Genomic DNA, 16,075 nt, shown 5'->3' with positions numbered 1-16,075 from the left:
GGTCGGCGTCCGTTCGCCGCCAGCGTCCCCGGCCCGCGGCGGCTGGGATGGACCCATGACCACGACGCACGCATCCGACAAGACCCCCACCCCCCTGCACGGCAAGGTGGCCCTGGTGACCGGCGGCAGCCGGGGCATCGGCGCGGCCACCGCCCTGCGGCTCGCCCGCGACGGCGCGGACGTCGCCGTGACGTACGTGAACGGCAAGGAGGAGGCCGAGGACGTCGTACGGCGCGTCGGCGCGCTCGGCCGGCGGGCCCTCGCGGTGCGCTCGGACGCCGCCGACGCCGGTGAGGCGGCGGACGCCGTCGATCGCGTGGCCCGGCACTTCGGCACCCTGGACGTGCTGGTGAACAACGCGGGCGTCGGCGCGGTCGGCCCGCTGGACGGCCCCACGCTCGCCGACGTGGACCGGGTGCTCGCCGTGAACGTGCGCGGGGTGTTCCTCACCACGCGCGCGGCGGCCGCCCGCATGGAGCGCGGCGGGCGGATCGTCACCATCGGCAGCTGCCTGGCGCAGCGCGTGCCGGCGCCGGGCGCGACGCTCTACGCGATGAGCAAGTCCGCGCTGGTCGGCCTGACGAAGGCCCTGGCCAGGGAGCTGGGGCCGCGCGGGATCACGGCGAACGTCGTGCACCCGGGGCCGATCGACACGGACATGAACCCGGCGGACGGGCCGTTCGCGGACGGCCAGGCGGCGGTGACCGCGCTGGGCCGCTTCGGCACCGCCGACGAGGTGGCCGGCCTGGTGGCGTACCTGGCGTCGGCGGACTACGTCACGGGCGCGGAGTTCGCGGTGGACGGCGGGTACGCGGCGTAGGACCGGCGGGGCGGGGTGCGCGGCGGGTGTCCGGTCCGCGCACCCCGCCCCGGGTCCGGCGCCGCGCGGGTCAGCCGCCCAGCTCCTGGTGCCGGGCCGTGAGGCGGGCCGTGCCCTCCTCGGTCAGGGAACCGAACAGGCGCAGGCGGGAGATGCCGCCGTCCGGGTAGATGTCCACGCGCGCGTGGGTGCCCACCGCGGGCGTCGGCAGGACGAAGCGGTGGTTGGTGTCGGGCTGGAGGCGGGTCCGCGGCAGGACCTCCTGCCAGGGTCCGTCCTCGCCGTCCCGCACGGACACCGACGCCCAGCCCGCGCTGTTGCCCTTCAGGTACGCGGTGTCGATCTCCAGGGCGCGGATCTCGGCCTGCGCCACAAGCCGGTAGCGGATCCAGTCGTTCCCCCGGTCGCGGCGCCGGCGGGTCTCCCAGCCGTCGTCCATCTTGTGGGAGCGGCCCGGCTGGATGGTGTTGGAGGCGGGCGAGTAGAAGAGGTTGGAGGCGTCCTCGACCTGGCCGCCGTTCTCGAGCGCGACCACGTCGAAGGCGCCGAGCACCGCCAGCCACGCGGGGTCGGGCACGACCTCGCCGTACACGCGCAGGCGGGCGATGCCGCCGTCGGGGTGCTGGACGACGCGCAGGTGCGTGAAGCGCTGCTCGGTGCGGACGGCGAAGCCGTTCGCCGCGTGGCCGCCGACCGGGGTGCGCGGGACGAGGGTGGTCCACTTGACGTCGTCGCCGAGCAGGTCCTCCGGTGACGGGGAGCCCGGTACCGACGTGGCCTCGACGGACACGGCCTGCGGGTAGTTGCCGCGGAAGTGGGCCGTGTCGACGACGATCCCGCGGACCACGCCGGGCGCGCCCAGCCGCACCAGCGCCCAGTCGTGGTCGTCCTCGGCCGGCCAGGGGTGCTCGGCGGACACGCCGCGGCGCCGGCGGGTCTCCCAGCCGTCCATGACCTTGCCCTTGTGCCCGAAGTGCTCGGGGTCGAACTCGGCCCGCCCGGGCAGCAGCAGGTTCTCGCGCTGGGCGAAGAACTCGTCGGCGGCGGCGATGACGGCGGCACCGAGCCGGCGGTCGGCGAGGTCGGTGAACCGGGTGAAGGGGAAGTCGGCGGTGCGGTAGTCCGCGTACGGGTCGCCACCGCCGTAGGGCTGCGCGTCGCCGGTGAAGCTGGGTATCGCCGTCACGGTGATCAGGGATTCCTCTCGGAGTCGGCCGGTGCGGGTCTGGGCGGGTGGGTGGTCAGCGGGTCAGCAGGCGGCCCCTCGGCTCGGTGAAGTCGCCGTCCGCGACGATGCGTTCGCCGCGCAGCCAGGTGGACCGCACGACGCCGTACAGCGTCCGGCCGGCGTACGCGGTGACGCGGTTGCGGTGCTGGAGGGCCGCCGGGTCCACGGTGAAGGTCTCGTCGGGGGCGAGGACGGCGAAGTCGGCGTCGTGGCCCGGCGCGATGGCGCCCTTGCGGCCGTCCAGGCCCACCAGGGCGGCGGTGCGGGCCGACATCCAGCGGACCACGTCCTCCAGGCCGTGCCCGCGCGCGCGGGCCGCGGTCCACATGGCCGGGAGGCTGAGCTGGAGGCCGGAGATGCCGCCCCAGGCGGTCGCGAAGTCGTCGGTCTTCAGGTCGGCCGTCGAGGGCGAGTGGTCGGTGACCACGCAGTCGATCGTGCCGTCGGCCAGCGCCCGCCACAGCAGGTCCTGGTTGGCGGCCTCGCGGATCGGCGGGCAGCACTTGAACTCGCTGGCGCCGTCGGGGACTTCCTCGGCGGTGAGGGTGAGGTAGTGCGGGCAGGTCTCCACCGTCAGGCGCACGCCGTCCGCCCTGGCCCGCGCGATCAGCGGCAGGGCGTCGCTGGAGGACAGGTGCAGCACGTGCACGCGTGCGTTCAGGCGCCGGGCCTGGGCGACGAGCGCGGCGATCGCCGTGTCCTCGGCGTCGCGGGGCCGGCTGGCGAGGAAGTCGGCGTACCGGGGGCCGCCGTGCTGCGGGGCCGCGGCCAGGTGGTGGGGGTCCTCGGCGTGCACGATGAGCAGGCCGTCGAAGCCGGCGATCTCGGCCAGGGACCGGGCGAGTTGCTCCTGGTCGAGGTGGGGGAACTCGTCGACGCCGGACGGCGACAGGAAGGCCTTGAAGCCGAACACTCCGGCGTCGTGCAGCGGGCGCAGGTCCTTGACGTTGTCGGGGAGGGCCCCGCCCCAGAAGCCGACGTCGACGTGGGCCTTGTCGCGGGCCACCCGCTGCTTGGTGCGCAGGTGGTCGACGGTGGTGGTGGGCGGCACGGAGTTGAGCGGCATGTCGACCAGGGTGGTGATGCCGCCGGCGGCGGCCGCGCGGGTGGCGGTCCAGAAGCCCTCCCACTCGGTGCGGCCCGGGTCGTTGACGTGCACGTGGGTGTCGACGAGGCCGGGCAGCAGCACGTCGTCGCCGACGTCCTCGAGCCGGGCCCCGGCCGGTACGTCCGCGTCGTACGGCAGGACGGCGGTGATCGTACCGGCGGTGACGGCCACCGAGGCGGCGCGCGTCCCCTCCGGGGTGATGACGCGCGTGGAGCGCAGCACCAGGTCGGCGTCGGACAGCGCCGGTCGAGCCTCGGACACCGGGACCCCTCTCTCCGTAACACGGGGTTCACTTCCACGTAACGGAATTCAACTTTCTGTTGAAGGAGTCTTCACTCCCGTCCATCCGCCGTCAAGGGCACACTCCTCCACAGTGCACCCACGGCCGACAGTCTGGACGTTTCCACAAAGCGGAATTAGAATTCCAACCAGCAGAACGTAGTTACGCACAAGCGGGCAGTCAAGCGACCGGCGGGTAGGCTTCTGCCCTCCCCGCCCGTGCCCGAAAGGAACGCGCCGTGCCGACGTCCAGCGCCAGCACCACCGACTCCGCCAGGTCCGCCGCCGGAGGCGTGCAGTCCCTCGAGCGCGCCTTCGACCTGCTCGAGCGGATGGCCGACGCGGGGGGCGAGGTCGGGCTGAGCGAGCTGTCCGCGAGCAGCGGGCTGCCTCTGCCGACCATCCACCGCCTGATGCGCACCCTCGTGGCCTGCGGCTACGTCCGCCAGCAGGCCAACCGGCGGTACGCGCTCGGGCCGCGCCTGATCCGGCTCGGCGAGTCGGCGTCCCGGCTGCTCGGCACCTGGGCGCGGCCGTACCTGGCGCGGCTGGTCGAGGAGACCGGCGAGACCGCCAACATGGCGCTGCTCGACGGCGACGAGATCGTGTACGTGGCGCAGGTGCCGTCGAAGCACTCGATGCGGATGTTCACCGAGGTCGGCCGCCGCGTCCTGCCGCACTCCACCGGCGTCGGCAAGGCGCTGCTCGCGGACTTCCCCGACGCGGAGGTGCGCGCCCTGCTCGGCCGCACCGGCATGCCGGCCGCGACCGAGAAGACCATCACCACGCCGGAGGGCTTCCTGGCGGCGCTGGAGGAGGTCCGCCGGGCCGGCTACGCGGTCGACGACAACGAGCAGGAGATCGGCGTGCGCTGCCTCGCCGTGCCGGTCCCCGACGCCCCCACCGCGGCGGCCATCTCCATCTCGGGTCCGGCGGGCCGGGTCACCGAGGCCGCCACGGAGCGGATCGTCCCCGTGCTCCAGCAGATCGCCGGGGAGCTGTCCACGGCACTGGTGAGCCAGAACCAGGCGTGAACGACGGGCCGCGGGCCCACGGCGCACGCCGAGCGGCACGCGTCAGCGGCGCGGGGGCACGCGTCGGCGGCCCGGGGACACACGTCAGCGGCGCGACGGCGCACGTCAGCGGCGCGGGGGCACGCGTCGCCGGCGCGAGGGCCGGCGTCAGTGGCGCGGCGGCACACGTCACCGGCACGGCGGCTCGCGTCAGCGGCGCGGCGATTCGCCGAACAGTTCGACCGCGTGGCGCACGTCCGACAGTCCGCCCGCGAGGGCGCTGACCGAGCCGATCGCGCCCGCGATCAGCAGCAGCGAGCCGCGCAGGCGGGGCACCTCGGGCACACCGTGGGTGGCCATCGCGGCCAGGGCGGCGAGCTCGTCCTCGGCTATCGCGCGATCCGGGAACTCGGCGGGGAGCGCGGCGAGTTCGCGGCGCAGCCGGGACACCGCCGTTCTCAGCCCCGTCACCCGGGGATCGTCCTCGCTGCCGGTCACTGGCCGCCTCTGCCCCAAGCTCCGCAACACAGCTTCCCCCCTCGCACGCCGTCGTGCGCCGGTCCGTCGTGTTCCCCCGGGGCCCGTCGGACAGGCCCTCGCCGTCCCCAGACCGTGGCCGGACGCCGTGGGGACGCGGGTCAGTAAACGCCACCGCGCCCCACCGCGCCACAGGGGGGACGGAAATTCAGCCGTGCGTGAGCGCGGCGCGCCGCGCGCCGGAGCCGCCCCACCCGGACGGGCACCGCGGTCGGGTATGCAGGACCCATGACTCGCACACAAGACCCCGACGCCGGGGCTCACCCGGCGGAGCAGACCGCCGGGCCCGTCGTCGGGCTGCTCCTCGCGGCCGGCGGGGGACGGCGCCTGGGGGGCCGGCCCAAGGCGCTGCTCGTCCACCGGGGCCGTCCCCTGGTGGAGCACGCGGTGGGCGTCCTGTGCGCGGCCGGCCTCGCGCGCGTGCACGTGGTCCTCGGGGCGGGCGCCGACGCCGTACGGGAGCGGGCGGACCTCGACGGGTGCGTCCTGGTGGACAACCCGGACTGGGAGCAGGGCATGGGCTCCTCGCTGCGGGCCGGGCTGGCCTCGCTCGCGGGGACGGGGGCGCGGGCCGCCCTCGTCTCGCTCGTGGACCAGCCGGGCATCGGGCCCGAGGCGGTGGCCCGGGTGCTGGCCGCCCTGCGGGACGGGACGTCGCTGGCGTCGGCGGCCTACGACGGCGTCCGCGGCCATCCCGTGCTGCTCGGGTCGGCCCACTGGACGGGCGTCGCGGCGGCGGCGACGGGTGACCGCGGCGCGCGCGGCTACCTGCGCGAACACGAGCGGGAGATCGCCCTCGTCGAGTGCGGTGACGTCGCCCGGCCGCATGACATCGACACGGCGGCGGACCTGGGCCACCTTGAGTGAACGGGGTGGCACCCGGCGCCACCTTGGCTCGAACCGGAGAATCTCGACATCAACAAACCATTGAAGTTCCACGATGAGGAAACTAGTATCCACTGATCAGAAGCACCCGTCCGCACATCCGGTGCCTTCTGTCCCCGTTCGTGCCTCTTGGCATCCGGTGCCACCGCTGAAGGAAGTGACAGCTCATGTCCGCACCAGCGCCGTCCCCGCTGGCCATCGTCGACGCCGAGCCCCTGCCCCGGCAGGAGGAGGTCCTCACCGACGCGGCGCTCGCCTTCGTGGCGGAGCTGCACCGGCGGTTCACGCCGCGCCGTGACGAACTCCTCGCCCGCCGTGCGGAGCGCCGCGCCGAGATCGCCCGCACCTGCACGCTCGACTTCCTCCCTGAGACGGCCGCGATCCGCGCCGACGAGTCCTGGAGGGTCGCCCCCGCCCCCGCCGCCCTGAACGACCGGCGCGTGGAGATCACCGGCCCCACCGACCGCAAGATGACCATCAACGCCCTCAACTCCGGGGCGAAGGTGTGGCTCGCGGACTTCGAGGACGCCTCCGCGCCGACCTGGGAGAACGTCGTCACGGGCCAGCTGAACCTGATCGACGCCTATGCCCGCCGCATCGACTTCACCGACGAGCGCAGCGGCAAGTCCTACGCCCTGCGCGCCGAGAACGAACTCGCCACCGTCGTCATGCGCCCGCGCGGCTGGCACCTGGACGAGCGCCACCTGGCCGACGCCGACGGCCGCCCGGTGCCCGGCGCCCTGGTCGACTTCGGCCTGTACTTCTTCCACAACGCCCAGCGCCTGATCGACCTCGGCAAGGGCCCGTACTTCTACCTGCCGAAGACGGAGTCCCACCTCGAGGCCCGCCTGTGGAACGACGTGTTCGTCTTCGCCCAGGAGCAGCTCGGCGTCCCGCAGGGCACCGTCCGCGCCACGGTCCTCATCGAGACGATCACGGCAGCGTACGAGATGGAGGAGATCCTCTACGAACTGCGCGACCACGCCTCCGGGCTGAACGCCGGCCGCTGGGACTACCTGTTCTCCATCGTGAAGAACTTCCGTGACGGCGGCGAGAAGTTCGTCCTGCCGGACCGCAACGCCGTCACGATGACCGCCCCGTTCATGCGCGCCTACACCGAACTCCTCGTGCGCACCTGCCACAAGCGCGGCGCGCACGCGATCGGCGGCATGGCGGCCTTCATCCCCTCCCGCAAGGACCCCGAGGTCAACCGGGTCGCGTTCGAGAAGGTCCGCGCCGACAAGGACCGTGAGGCCGACGACGGTTTCGACGGCTCCTGGGTGGCCCACCCCGACCTGGTGCCGATCGCCATGGAGTCCTTCGACCGGGTCCTCGGCGACCGGCCGCACCAGAAGGACCGCCTCCGTGAGGACGTCCGCGTCGAGGCCGCCGACCTGATCGCCGTCGACTCCCTCGACGCGAAGCCCACGTACGCCGGTCTCGTCAACGCCGTCCAGGTCGGCATCCGCTACATCGAGGCCTGGCTGCGCGGCCTCGGCGCGGTCGCCATCTTCAACCTGATGGAGGACGCGGCGACCGCCGAGATCTCCCGCTCCCAGATCTGGCAGTGGATCAACGCGGGCGTGCAGTTCGAGAACGGCGAGAAGGCCACCCCGGAGCTGGCCCGCAAGGTCGCCGCCGAGGAACTGGAGAACATCCGGGCCGAACTCGGCGCGGAGGCCTTCGCGGCCGGGCACTGGCAGCAGGCCCACGACCTGCTGCTCCAGGTCGCCCTGGACGAGGACTACGCGGACTTCCTGACGCTGCCCGCCTACGAGCAGCTCAAGGGCTGACCGCCCGGCGGGGCGCGGTCCGCGGGGAGCGCCGCTCCCGCCGGCCCGCGCCCCGCCCGCTCACCCCAGGTGCACCGACCAGTCCTGTTCCGCGGGGGGCTTGCCGTGCAGGTCGGGCACCTGCTTGAGCCACGCGGGACGGGCCCGCCGGCTGCGCTCCGCGCGCCGGGCGTTCTCGGCGGCCAGCTCCTCGGGGCCGGGGAAGTCGGTGGGCAGCCACTGCTGCGACGCCCGCACGCGCGCGTGGAGGTAGCCGACGTACGCGGCGCGGACCTCGTCGGGCGTCGCGAAGCCCGTGAGCCACGCGTCGGGCACCTCGGCGACGACCCGCCGCAGCAGCTCCTCGGTGACCCTCGGCGCCAGCTCCGCGCCGGCGGCGCGCACGTCGGGGCCGTACAGGCCGAGGGCGTGGTGGCGGAAGTCGTAGCGCTTCTCCGGCGCCGAGGCGTCCCAGCGGTGGTGGAAGACCAGGGCCGCGCCGTGGTCGATCAGCCACAGCCGGGGCGGGACGGTGCCGAGCGTCGGCCACACCATCAGGTTGGAGCTGTGCACCGTACGGTCCACGTTGACGGTCAGCGCGTCCAGCCAGACGATCCGGCCCGCCTCCAGCGGGTCCACGGGGAAGGCCTGCGCGATCTCCGGGGTGAAGTCGCGGGCGCCGGGCAGGAAGTCCATGCCGAGGTTGAGGCCCGCGCTGGCGTTCAGCAGGTCGCGGACCTCCTGGTGCGGCTCGTGCGCCCCGAGCGCCGGGTCGAAGTGGGCGAGGACCAGCTCGGGCACCCTCAGCCCCAGCGCGCGGGCCAGCTCCCCGACGATCACCTCGGCGACGAGCGCCTTGCGGCCCTGCGCGGACCCGGTGAACTTCACGACGTACGTGCCGTCGTCGTCGGCTTCGACGACCCCGGGGACGGAGCCGCCGGACCGGAGCGGGGTCACGTATCGAACAGCAGTCACGTCGCGCAGCACACCGGCCAGGGTAGTTCAGCTCATCCGCCGGCCAGCGGGTTCGGCAGGGGCATGTAGCGGGCCGCCGCGCCGTCGGCCGCCGTCCAGCGCAGCAGCAGGTTCGTCTTGCCGGGCAGGGTCGGCGCGGTCAGCAGGGCGGTGGCCTCGGGGAGGTCCGCGCGGGCCAGCTCGCGGCGGACGGCCGGCCAGGGGTCGAGGCCCGGGTGGTGCTCGGCGAGGGCCGCGGCGACCTCCCAGAGGTGGTTGACGACCAGGCAGTACACCAGGCGCTCCCAGCCCGCAGCGCGGGACACCTCGGGCAGCAGTTTGACGCCCTCGGCGTCCCGGAACAGCGCCTGCGCCGGGACGCCGTCGGCGTCGACGGCGACGAGGGTGTTCTGCAGGTGGGCCTCCAGGACGACGCCGTGGCCGGCGAAGGCGGCGAGCACGGGCGGCACCACGGCCGACAGGTACGCCGCCCACCAGGCCGCGGGGTCGCGCGTGGCCGCGAGCGGGCTGCCCGGGAAGCCCTCGACCAGGCCCGCCGCGAGCAGCGGCGTGGTGCCCGGCAGCAGGTGCCCGCCGAAGCCGTCGCGGACCAGCACGGCGAGCTCCTCGAAGGCGAAGGCGGCGGTGCGGTGACCCCGGTCGCTCAGCCAGGCCGCGGCTTGCCCGGCCGTGCCGGGCCGGGCCGCGGCCGACCCGCCCGTCCCCCGTCCCCCCGCCCCCGCGGACCCGCCCGCCGTCGCGAAGGCGCTCGCCACCGCCTGGTCCGTGCGGCGCAGTCTCAGCAGGTCGTGGCGCCACAGTCGGCGGATGTCGTTGGTGATGCGCACGTCGAGGCTGAACTTCAGGAACAGGTCGCGTTCGGGGGCGTAGACGGTGCGGATCGCGGCCGTCGGCCGGACCGGGAAATCGGTCCGGCCCAGCCGGACCAGGCGTCCGTCGGCGAGGGCGGGCGCCAGGTCGCGGCCCACCAGGTCGAGCTGCCAGGGGTGGGCGGGCAGCAGCCGGTAGCCGGGCGGGGCGGTCCCGAGCGCGTCGAGAGCGCGGGTGTCGCCCTCCTCGACGACCTGGTCCTCCCGCACGCCCAGCAGGACCAGCGGGAAGCGGGCGTACGCCTCGGGCGCGTACGGCAGCCACGCGCCGGCCGGGCCGCCGCCGCGCGCCTTGGGCGCCGGGTGGTGCGGGTGGCCGGTCAGCAGGCACTGCTCGGAGCGCAGGTAGGGGTCGTCGGGCGGGGCGGTACGCGCGCGGGCGGCGAGCAGGGCCGCCACGGCCGCCCGGCTGTCCAGCATCTCGGCCGGCAGCTCGTGGTTGGACAGGCCGGTGTGCCGGCGCAGCTCCTCCGCGACCAGTTTGACCAGCTCCGGGTGGTCGAGGCGGTGCCAGGCGCCGGCCGCGTACACCTCGGGCAGCGCGGGCCGCCGGGTGCCGCGCACGCGCAGCAGCCGTCCGCTGGGCAGCCGGTGGACCTGCCGTCCACCCTCCTGCGGCAGCGGCTCGGCAACCTCCCGCAGCAGGCAGTTCAGCAGCGGCGCGGCCGCGTACGCGTCGGCCGTGTCAGCCATGTCGGCTTCGGCCGTGTCGGCCGGGTCGGCTTCGGCCGGGACCGCCGTGGCGGCCGGGTCATGCGGGTGCGCCACGTCGGCGGGTGGGGGGTTGACGTCCACGCGTTCCACTCGTTCTCTACGGTTCGTCGGGCGGGACGATCAGTATCGCTGTCGTCACGGCCCGCCGTCCGCGTACCCCGAGGAGCATGACCGTGCACCGTCCCCCCACCGCCGAGGCCGAGGTCGCCGCCGAGCTGGCCGCCCTGCGCCCCGCCCTCGGTCCCCGGTACGCGGCCGAGCTGCCCGGCGCGCGGGCCGCCGTGCTGACCCGGCTGTGGCGGGCGCTGGCCCATGAGCCGCTGCCCTGGATCACCGGCCGCGCACCGGGCCGGGACGGACTCGCGCTGCGCCTCGCCGACGGCCGCCTCCTGGAGGGCCCGCTCCCCGACCCGTTCGCGGCCGACGCCTACGTCACCGGCGTACGCCTCGCCGGGACGGTGTACGACGATCCCGCGGGGTTGACGGCGGCGCTCGGCGTGCCGCGCGGGACGGGCTTCGCGGCCGAGCTGGGGCACAGCGTCGCCTCGCTGGCGCTGTCCCGGGCCGCGCAGGAGCCGCCGTCGGGTGAGCCGGCCCCGTGGCCGCGGCACGACTGGGAGTGGGAGCAGCGGGTGGTCGACGGGCACCCGTATCACCCGAACTGCCGTTCTCGGCCCGGCTTCTCGGTGGCCGAGCAGTTCGGGTACGGGCCCGAGCACCGGCCCGTGGTCCGGCTGGGGCTGCTGCCCGTGCCCGAGGCCGAGTGCCTGGTGTCGGGCGCGTGGCCGGACGAACTGCGCGACGGCGGACGCTTGTTGATCCCGGTGCACCCGTGGCAGGCGGACCACGTGCTGAAGCGGGCATGCGACCCGGGTCCGCCCGCCCGTCCGCTGATGTCCCTGCGCACGCTGGCGCTGCCGGACGGGCGGCACGTCAAGACCGCGCTGAGCGCCCGGCTGACCTCGTCGGTGCGGGACATCTCCCTCGCCTCGGTGAGCGGCGCGGCGACGCTGTCGGTGTTCGGCGAGGCCCTGGCCGCGCGCACCGACGGTCTGCTGCACGTCACCCGTACGCTGGGCGCGGCCGCGGCCGGCTCCCCCGACCTGGCGGCGGTCCTGCGCGAGGGGCCGGGCGGGTACGCCGGGCCGGGTGAGCGCGTGGTGCCGGTGGCCGCGCTCCCGCTCACCGGCCTGCCGCGCTCGGCGGCCTGGTCGGCCGCGTTCGCCCGGCTGGCGCTGACCGTGGGCCTGCGGCTGCTGGAGACGGGTGTCGCGCTGGAGGCGCACGGGCAGAACCTGCTGGTGGTGCTGGGGCCGTCCGGCGCCCCGCTGCGGCTGGTCTACCGCGACCTGGCCGACATCCGGGTGAGCCCGGCGCGGCTGGCCCGGCACGGCGTGCCCTTGCCGGAGCTGCCCGAGCGGATCCTCACCGACGACCCGACGGCCCTGCGCCGCAAGCTGTTCGGCTCGCTGGTCGGCGGCGCCCTGGCGGGTACGACCGGCAGCCGGCCGGCGCTGGCCGAAGCCCTGGCGTCCGCCGTACGGCACCTGCCGCGCACGCCGGACCTGGCGGCGCTGTGCGAACACCCGCTGCCCGTCAAGGCGTTGACGCTGATGCGGCTGTCGGCGGAAGGCGGCGGGGACCGGTGGGCCGAGGTGCCGAACCCGTTGACCGGGTGACGGGGCGGGCCGACCCCGGCCGCGTCCCCCAACGGCGTCGATACGCCCGGGTTCTGACGTCGTTTTGAAGCAGGACACGTTAGATCAATAAGATCCGCCGATGATCAGAACACAACGGCTGGCGGCGGGCGTCTGCGCCCTGCTCGCCGCGCTCGCGTCCGGGATCGCGTTCCCGGCCGGGGCGGTCGCCGACGAGACCACCGCCCTGGCGCCGAAGGTCGACCTCGTCCTCGACGTGAGCGGCTCGATGCGCACCAAGGACATGGACGGCGGGACGCGGATGGCCGCGGCCAAGCAGGCGTTCAACGAGGTGCTGGACGCCACGCCCGAGGAGGTGCAGCTCGGCATCCGCACCCTGGGCGCCACCTACCCGGGCGACGACCGCAAGACGGGCTGCAAGGACACCGCGCAGCTCTACCCGGTGGGACCGCTGGACCGCACCGAGGCCAAGGCCGCCGTGGCGACCCTGTCGCCCACCGGCTGGACGCCGATCGGCCCGGCGCTGCTGAAGGCCGCCGACGACCTCGAGGGCGGCGAGGGCTCCAAGCGCATCGTCCTGATCAGTGACGGCGAGGACACCTGCGCCCCGCTCGACCCGTGCGAGGTGGCCCGCGAGATAGCCGCCAAGGGCATCGGCCTGACCATCGACACCCTGGGCCTGGTGCCCAACACCAAGATGCGGGCGCAGCTCAGCTGCATCGCGGAGGCGACCGGCGGCACCTACACCTCGGTGGAGCACACCGACGACCTCACCGACAAGGTCAACCAGTTGGTGGACCGCGCGGCCGACCCGGTGGTCACCCCGGTGGCCACCGAGGGCGGTTCCTCCTGCCCGAAGGCGCCGACGCTGAAGTCGGGCCTGTACACGGACCGCGAGGAGTTCGGCCAGCAGCGCTGGTACCGGGTCGACGTCGACCCCGGCAAGGAGCTGCGCGCCTCGGTGAGCGTGGCGGCGGACCGCACCATGAACCCCGACTACGGGCTGCTGGTACGGGCGTTCACCACGCACGGCCGGGAGATCGTGCGCGGCGAGGCGGCCGGCGGCGGCCGTACCGACGTGATCTCGACGGGCCTGCGCTACCCGAAGGCCGACTCCGACGACGACGCGCCGGCCGAGACGGTGTGCCTGCTGGTGACCAACTCCTTCTCGGCCGCCTCCGGGGTGAAGACCACGCCCGGCATGCCGGTCGAGCTGACCGTGGACGTGGTCGACGGCCCGTCGCAGGCCGACGACGTGGCGTCGTTCGGGCTCGGCCGCGGCTGGTGGCTGCTCGGCGCGCTGGTGCTGATCGGCTTCCTCGCGGGTCTGGTGTGGGGCTGGCTGTCGCGCTGGCGTGTCGCGGTCTGGAGGACCAACTGATGCGGATGACCACGATGTGGGGCGCGGCCCTGCTGGTGCTGGGGCTGGCGGCGGGTCCTGCCGCGGCCGACTCGACCCCTTCGGCGAGCCCCTCGGGCGACGCCGCGGCGCCCACCTCGGCGGGCACGTCGTTCCGTACGGCGACGGAGATCGAGCAGGGGCGCACCGCCACGGCGAGCGCCTCGACGGGTGACTACCTGTACTGGTCGTTCGCGGCGGACGCGCTGGAACGGCCCACGGTGAAGGCGACGGTCAAGCTGCCCGCGTCCCACGCGGCGCAGACCTGGCAGGTCGACGTGTACGACGGACTGCGCCGCCGCCAGGCGTGCCAGTACGGCGCCCAGACGCGCACCGCGGCCCAGGGCGCGGCCGAGGTCGAGGTGGAGTGCGTGCTGCGCACCGTCCGTGCCTGGTCGGAGCCGTGGGCCGACGACCCGCTGCCGGGCACGTACTACGTGCGGCTGACGACGGTGCGCCTGCAGACGGCGGACCTCGGCCGGCCGGTCGACGCGACGGTCCGGGTGGACTCCAAGGACGTCGGCGGTTCGGCCGCGGTCGACGGATGGCTCGCCGAGCCGCTCGTGCCGGGTGTCGCGGTCGCCTCGCAGGGCGACGGCAAGGACGGCGACGACTCGGCGAGGACGGCGGTGCTGTCGGGCATCGAGCCGGACGGCGGCTGGTCGTCCGGCTGGTGGTCGGACCGCTGGGTGTGGACGGGCGTCGGCGCGGTGCTGGCCGCGCTCGCCGGCATCGGCGGCTACGTGCTCACGCGCGGCACGGGCCGCCCGGGCCGGGTGCCGCCGGGGGCGTGACAAGCCGCTGCGCATAGTATTTGACGAACCATCAGGAGGGCTCACCGCATGTCGCGGTGGGCCCTTCTCCTCGTCCAGGACGTGCGGCGGGCACCCCTCCGGCCGGTCACGCCTCGCGCAGGGCCTTGGCGAGGGCGCCCTCGCCGGTCACCTCGATCCGGCCCTCGCGCACGGCGTCGGGCACGCGCACCTCACCCCGCGCGACGGCCGTGCAGGTGGCGGTGTCCAGCACCAGCCGCGCGTCGGGTTCCGCCGGAGCGGGTCCGTCGCCGTACACCGGACCGCCCTCGGCGCCGACGTGCAGGTGGAACTCGCCCTCCTCCAACCGGACTTCGACCAGCCCCTGGCCTTCCAGGGCACGCAGCAGGGGCAGGGCGAACCAGTGGGCGCGCACGGCGTCGGTGGGTCGCCGCTCCCCCAACTCGGGCTGCCCCCACGCCCCGAGGGCCTGGAGGACGGGCAGCAGCTCCCGGCCGCGCGGGGTGAGGTCGTAGACGTAGGCGGCGCCGGGCGGGGGCAGCCGGCGGCGGGTGGTCAGGCCGTCCCTCTCCATGTCCTTCAGCCGCGAGGCGAGTACGTCCGTGCTGACGCCCGGCAGGTCGGCGTGCAGGTCCGTGTAGCGGCGCGGACCGGCGAGCAGTTCCCGGACGATCAGCAGGGTCCAGCGGTCGCCCACGACGTCGAGCGCGCGGGCGGCGGAACAGTACTGGTCGTAGCTTCGGCGAGGTGACATGCGACGCAGTCTAGACAAGTCGTTGGACTTTCCAAGCTCCTACTTGGTAAAACCAAGCAACACGAGTTCCCGGAGGGGCGCATGGAGTTCCGGCAGTCGAACAAGCTGAGCGAGGTCTGCTACGAGATCCGCGGCCCGGTGATCGAGCACGCCAACGCGCTGGAGGAAGCAGGGCACAGCGTGCTGCGCCTGAACACCGGAAACCCCGCGCTGTTCGGCTTCGAGGCGCCGGAGGAGATCCTCCAGGACATGATCCGGATGCTGCCCCGGGCGCACGGCTACACCGACTCGCGCGGCGTCCTCTCGGCCCGCCGGGCGGTCGCCCAGCGCTACCAGGCGCTCGGCCTCGCGGTGGACGTCGACGACGTGTTCCTCGGCAACGGCGTGTCCGAACTGGTCTCGATGGCCGTGCAGGCGCTGGTCGAGGACGGCGACGAGATCCTCATCCCCGCGCCGGACTTCCCGCTGTGGACCGCCGTGACGACGCTGGCGGGCGGCAAGGCGGTCCACTACCTGTGCGACGAACAGGCCGAGTGGTACCCGGACCTGGCCGACATGGAGTCGAAGATCACCGACCGCACCAAGGCGGTCGTCCTCATCAACCCCAACAACCCCACCGGCGCGGTCTACCCCAAGGAGATCGTCGAGGGCGTCCTCGACCTCGCCCGCCGCCACGGCCTGATGGTCTTCGCGGACGAGATCTACGACCAGATCCTCTACGACGACGCGGTGCACCACTCGGCCGCCGCCCTCGCCCCCGACCTGGTGGTCCTCACCTTCTGCGGGCTGTCCAAGACCTACCGGGTGGCCGGCTTCCGCTCGGGCTGGCTCGTGGTCACCGGCCCCAGGCAGCACGCCCGGGACTACCTGGAGGGCCTGACGATGCTGGCCTCCATGCGGCTGTGCGCCAACGCGCCCGCGCAGTACGCCATCCAGGCCGCGCTGGGCGGCCGCCAGTCGATCCGCGAACTCACCGCGCCCGGCGGACGGCTGCGTGAACAGCGCGACGTGGCCTGGGAGAAGCTGAACGAGATCCCCGGCGTGACGTGCGTGAAGCCCAAGGGCGCGCTGTACGCCTTCCCGCGTCTGGACCCCAAGGTCCACCCGATCCACGACGACGAGCGGTTCGTCCTGGACCTGCTGCTGCGCGAGAAGATCCAGGTCGTGCAGGGCACCGGCTTCAACTGGCCCTCCCCCGACCACTTCCGCATCCTGACCCTGCCCCACGCGGACGACCTCGAGGCGGCGATCGGCCGGATCGGGCGGTTCCTCGGTGGGTACCGGCAGTGAG

Annotated in this window: 14 protein-coding genes; 8 read left to right on the top strand and 6 right to left on the bottom strand. The window is 74.3% G+C overall.

The genetic code is table 11. The annotated features are described in order from the left end of the window. Positions 1–55: 55 nt before the first annotated feature. Positions 56–820, top strand: a complete 765-nt coding sequence (locus E4U91_RS27855; protein WP_137309374.1) for an SDR family oxidoreductase — start codon at positions 56–58, stop codon at positions 818–820. Positions 821–890: 70 nt separating this feature from the next. Here the strand turns inward: E4U91_RS27855 and alc are convergent, their stop codons facing one another. Together alc and allB are read right to left on the bottom strand one after the other, a co-directional pair. Further along, positions 891–2,006, bottom strand: a complete 1,116-nt coding sequence (gene alc, locus E4U91_RS27850) for an allantoicase (protein WP_137309373.1) — start codon at positions 2,004–2,006, stop codon at positions 891–893. Between the two features lie 55 nt (positions 2,007–2,061). Further along, positions 2,062–3,396 carry an allantoinase AllB gene (allB, locus tag E4U91_RS27845; protein WP_137311026.1) on the bottom strand — a complete coding sequence of 445 codons (1,335 nt, stop codon included), beginning with the start codon at positions 3,394–3,396 and terminating at the stop codon, positions 2,062–2,064. A gap of 278 nt (positions 3,397–3,674) precedes the next feature. Between allB and E4U91_RS27840 the strand changes: the two genes are divergently transcribed. Then, on the top strand, positions 3,675–4,469 hold the full coding sequence (locus E4U91_RS27840) for an IclR family transcriptional regulator (RefSeq protein ID WP_137309372.1): 795 nt from the start codon (positions 3,675–3,677) through the stop codon (positions 4,467–4,469). A 189-nt stretch (positions 4,470–4,658) separates the two neighbouring features. On the opposite strand, the gene E4U91_RS27835 is transcribed toward E4U91_RS27840, so the two are convergent. Then, the gene (locus tag E4U91_RS27835) at positions 4,659–4,946 is read right to left on the bottom strand and encodes a DUF5955 family protein (protein ID WP_330344132.1); all 288 of its coding nucleotides are present in this window, start codon (positions 4,944–4,946) and stop codon (positions 4,659–4,661) included. Positions 4,947–5,213: 267 nt separating this feature from the next. On the opposite strand from E4U91_RS27835, the gene E4U91_RS27830 reads away from it, so the two are divergent. Both E4U91_RS27830 and aceB read left to right on the top strand, forming a co-directional pair. Continuing rightward, entirely contained in the window at positions 5,214–5,852 is a 639-nt protein-coding gene (locus E4U91_RS27830) for a nucleotidyltransferase family protein (protein ID WP_137309370.1), read from the top strand. A gap of 185 nt (positions 5,853–6,037) precedes the next feature. Then, complete coding sequence (gene aceB / locus E4U91_RS27825) at positions 6,038–7,663, top strand: malate synthase A (protein WP_137309369.1); 1,626 nt, start codon at positions 6,038–6,040, stop codon at positions 7,661–7,663. A gap of 60 nt (positions 7,664–7,723) precedes the next feature. Here aceB and E4U91_RS27820 read toward each other — a convergent pair whose 3' ends face one another. Continuing rightward, a complete protein-coding gene (locus E4U91_RS27820) occupies positions 7,724–8,629 on the bottom strand; it encodes a HipA family kinase (RefSeq protein ID WP_137309368.1) in 906 nt (301 codons plus the stop codon). Positions 8,630–8,649: 20 nt separating this feature from the next. Further along, entirely contained in the window at positions 8,650–10,179 is a 1,530-nt protein-coding gene (locus tag E4U91_RS27815; RefSeq protein ID WP_137311025.1) for an IucA/IucC family protein, read from the bottom strand. Between the two features lie 194 nt (positions 10,180–10,373). Here E4U91_RS27815 and E4U91_RS27810 point away from each other — a divergent pair, with 194 nt between their 5' ends. From E4U91_RS27810 to E4U91_RS27800, 3 genes are all read left to right on the top strand, one after another. Further along, complete coding sequence (locus E4U91_RS27810) at positions 10,374–11,879, top strand: IucA/IucC family protein (RefSeq protein WP_137311024.1); 1,506 nt, start codon at positions 10,374–10,376, stop codon at positions 11,877–11,879. A 100-nt stretch (positions 11,880–11,979) separates the two neighbouring features. Continuing rightward, entirely contained in the window at positions 11,980–13,239 is a 1,260-nt protein-coding gene (locus E4U91_RS27805; protein ID WP_137309367.1) for a VWA domain-containing protein, read from the top strand. Continuing rightward, a complete protein-coding gene (locus tag E4U91_RS27800; protein ID WP_137309366.1) occupies positions 13,239–14,051 on the top strand; it encodes a hypothetical protein in 813 nt (270 codons plus the stop codon). Before E4U91_RS27805 ends, E4U91_RS27800 begins: the two co-directional genes overlap by 1 nt. Positions 14,052–14,157: 106 nt before the next feature. Here E4U91_RS27800 and E4U91_RS27795 read toward each other — a convergent pair whose 3' ends face one another. Continuing rightward, positions 14,158–14,784: a winged helix-turn-helix transcriptional regulator gene (locus E4U91_RS27795; RefSeq protein WP_137309365.1), complete on the bottom strand. Its 627-nt coding sequence runs from the start codon at positions 14,782–14,784 to the stop codon at positions 14,158–14,160. Positions 14,785–14,865: 81 nt separating this feature from the next. Between E4U91_RS27795 and E4U91_RS27790 the strand changes: the two genes are divergently transcribed. Continuing rightward, complete coding sequence (locus E4U91_RS27790; RefSeq protein ID WP_137309364.1) at positions 14,866–16,074, top strand: pyridoxal phosphate-dependent aminotransferase; 1,209 nt, start codon at positions 14,866–14,868, stop codon at positions 16,072–16,074. Position 16,075 lies beyond the last annotated feature (1 nt).

Source organism: Streptomyces lasalocidi (assembly GCF_005280215.1).
GTDB lineage: Bacteria > Actinomycetota > Actinomycetes > Streptomycetales > Streptomycetaceae > Streptomyces > Streptomyces longwoodensis.
The sequence above is the reverse complement of the archived record's forward strand: the minus strand, read 5'-3'. Positions and strand labels throughout refer to the sequence as shown.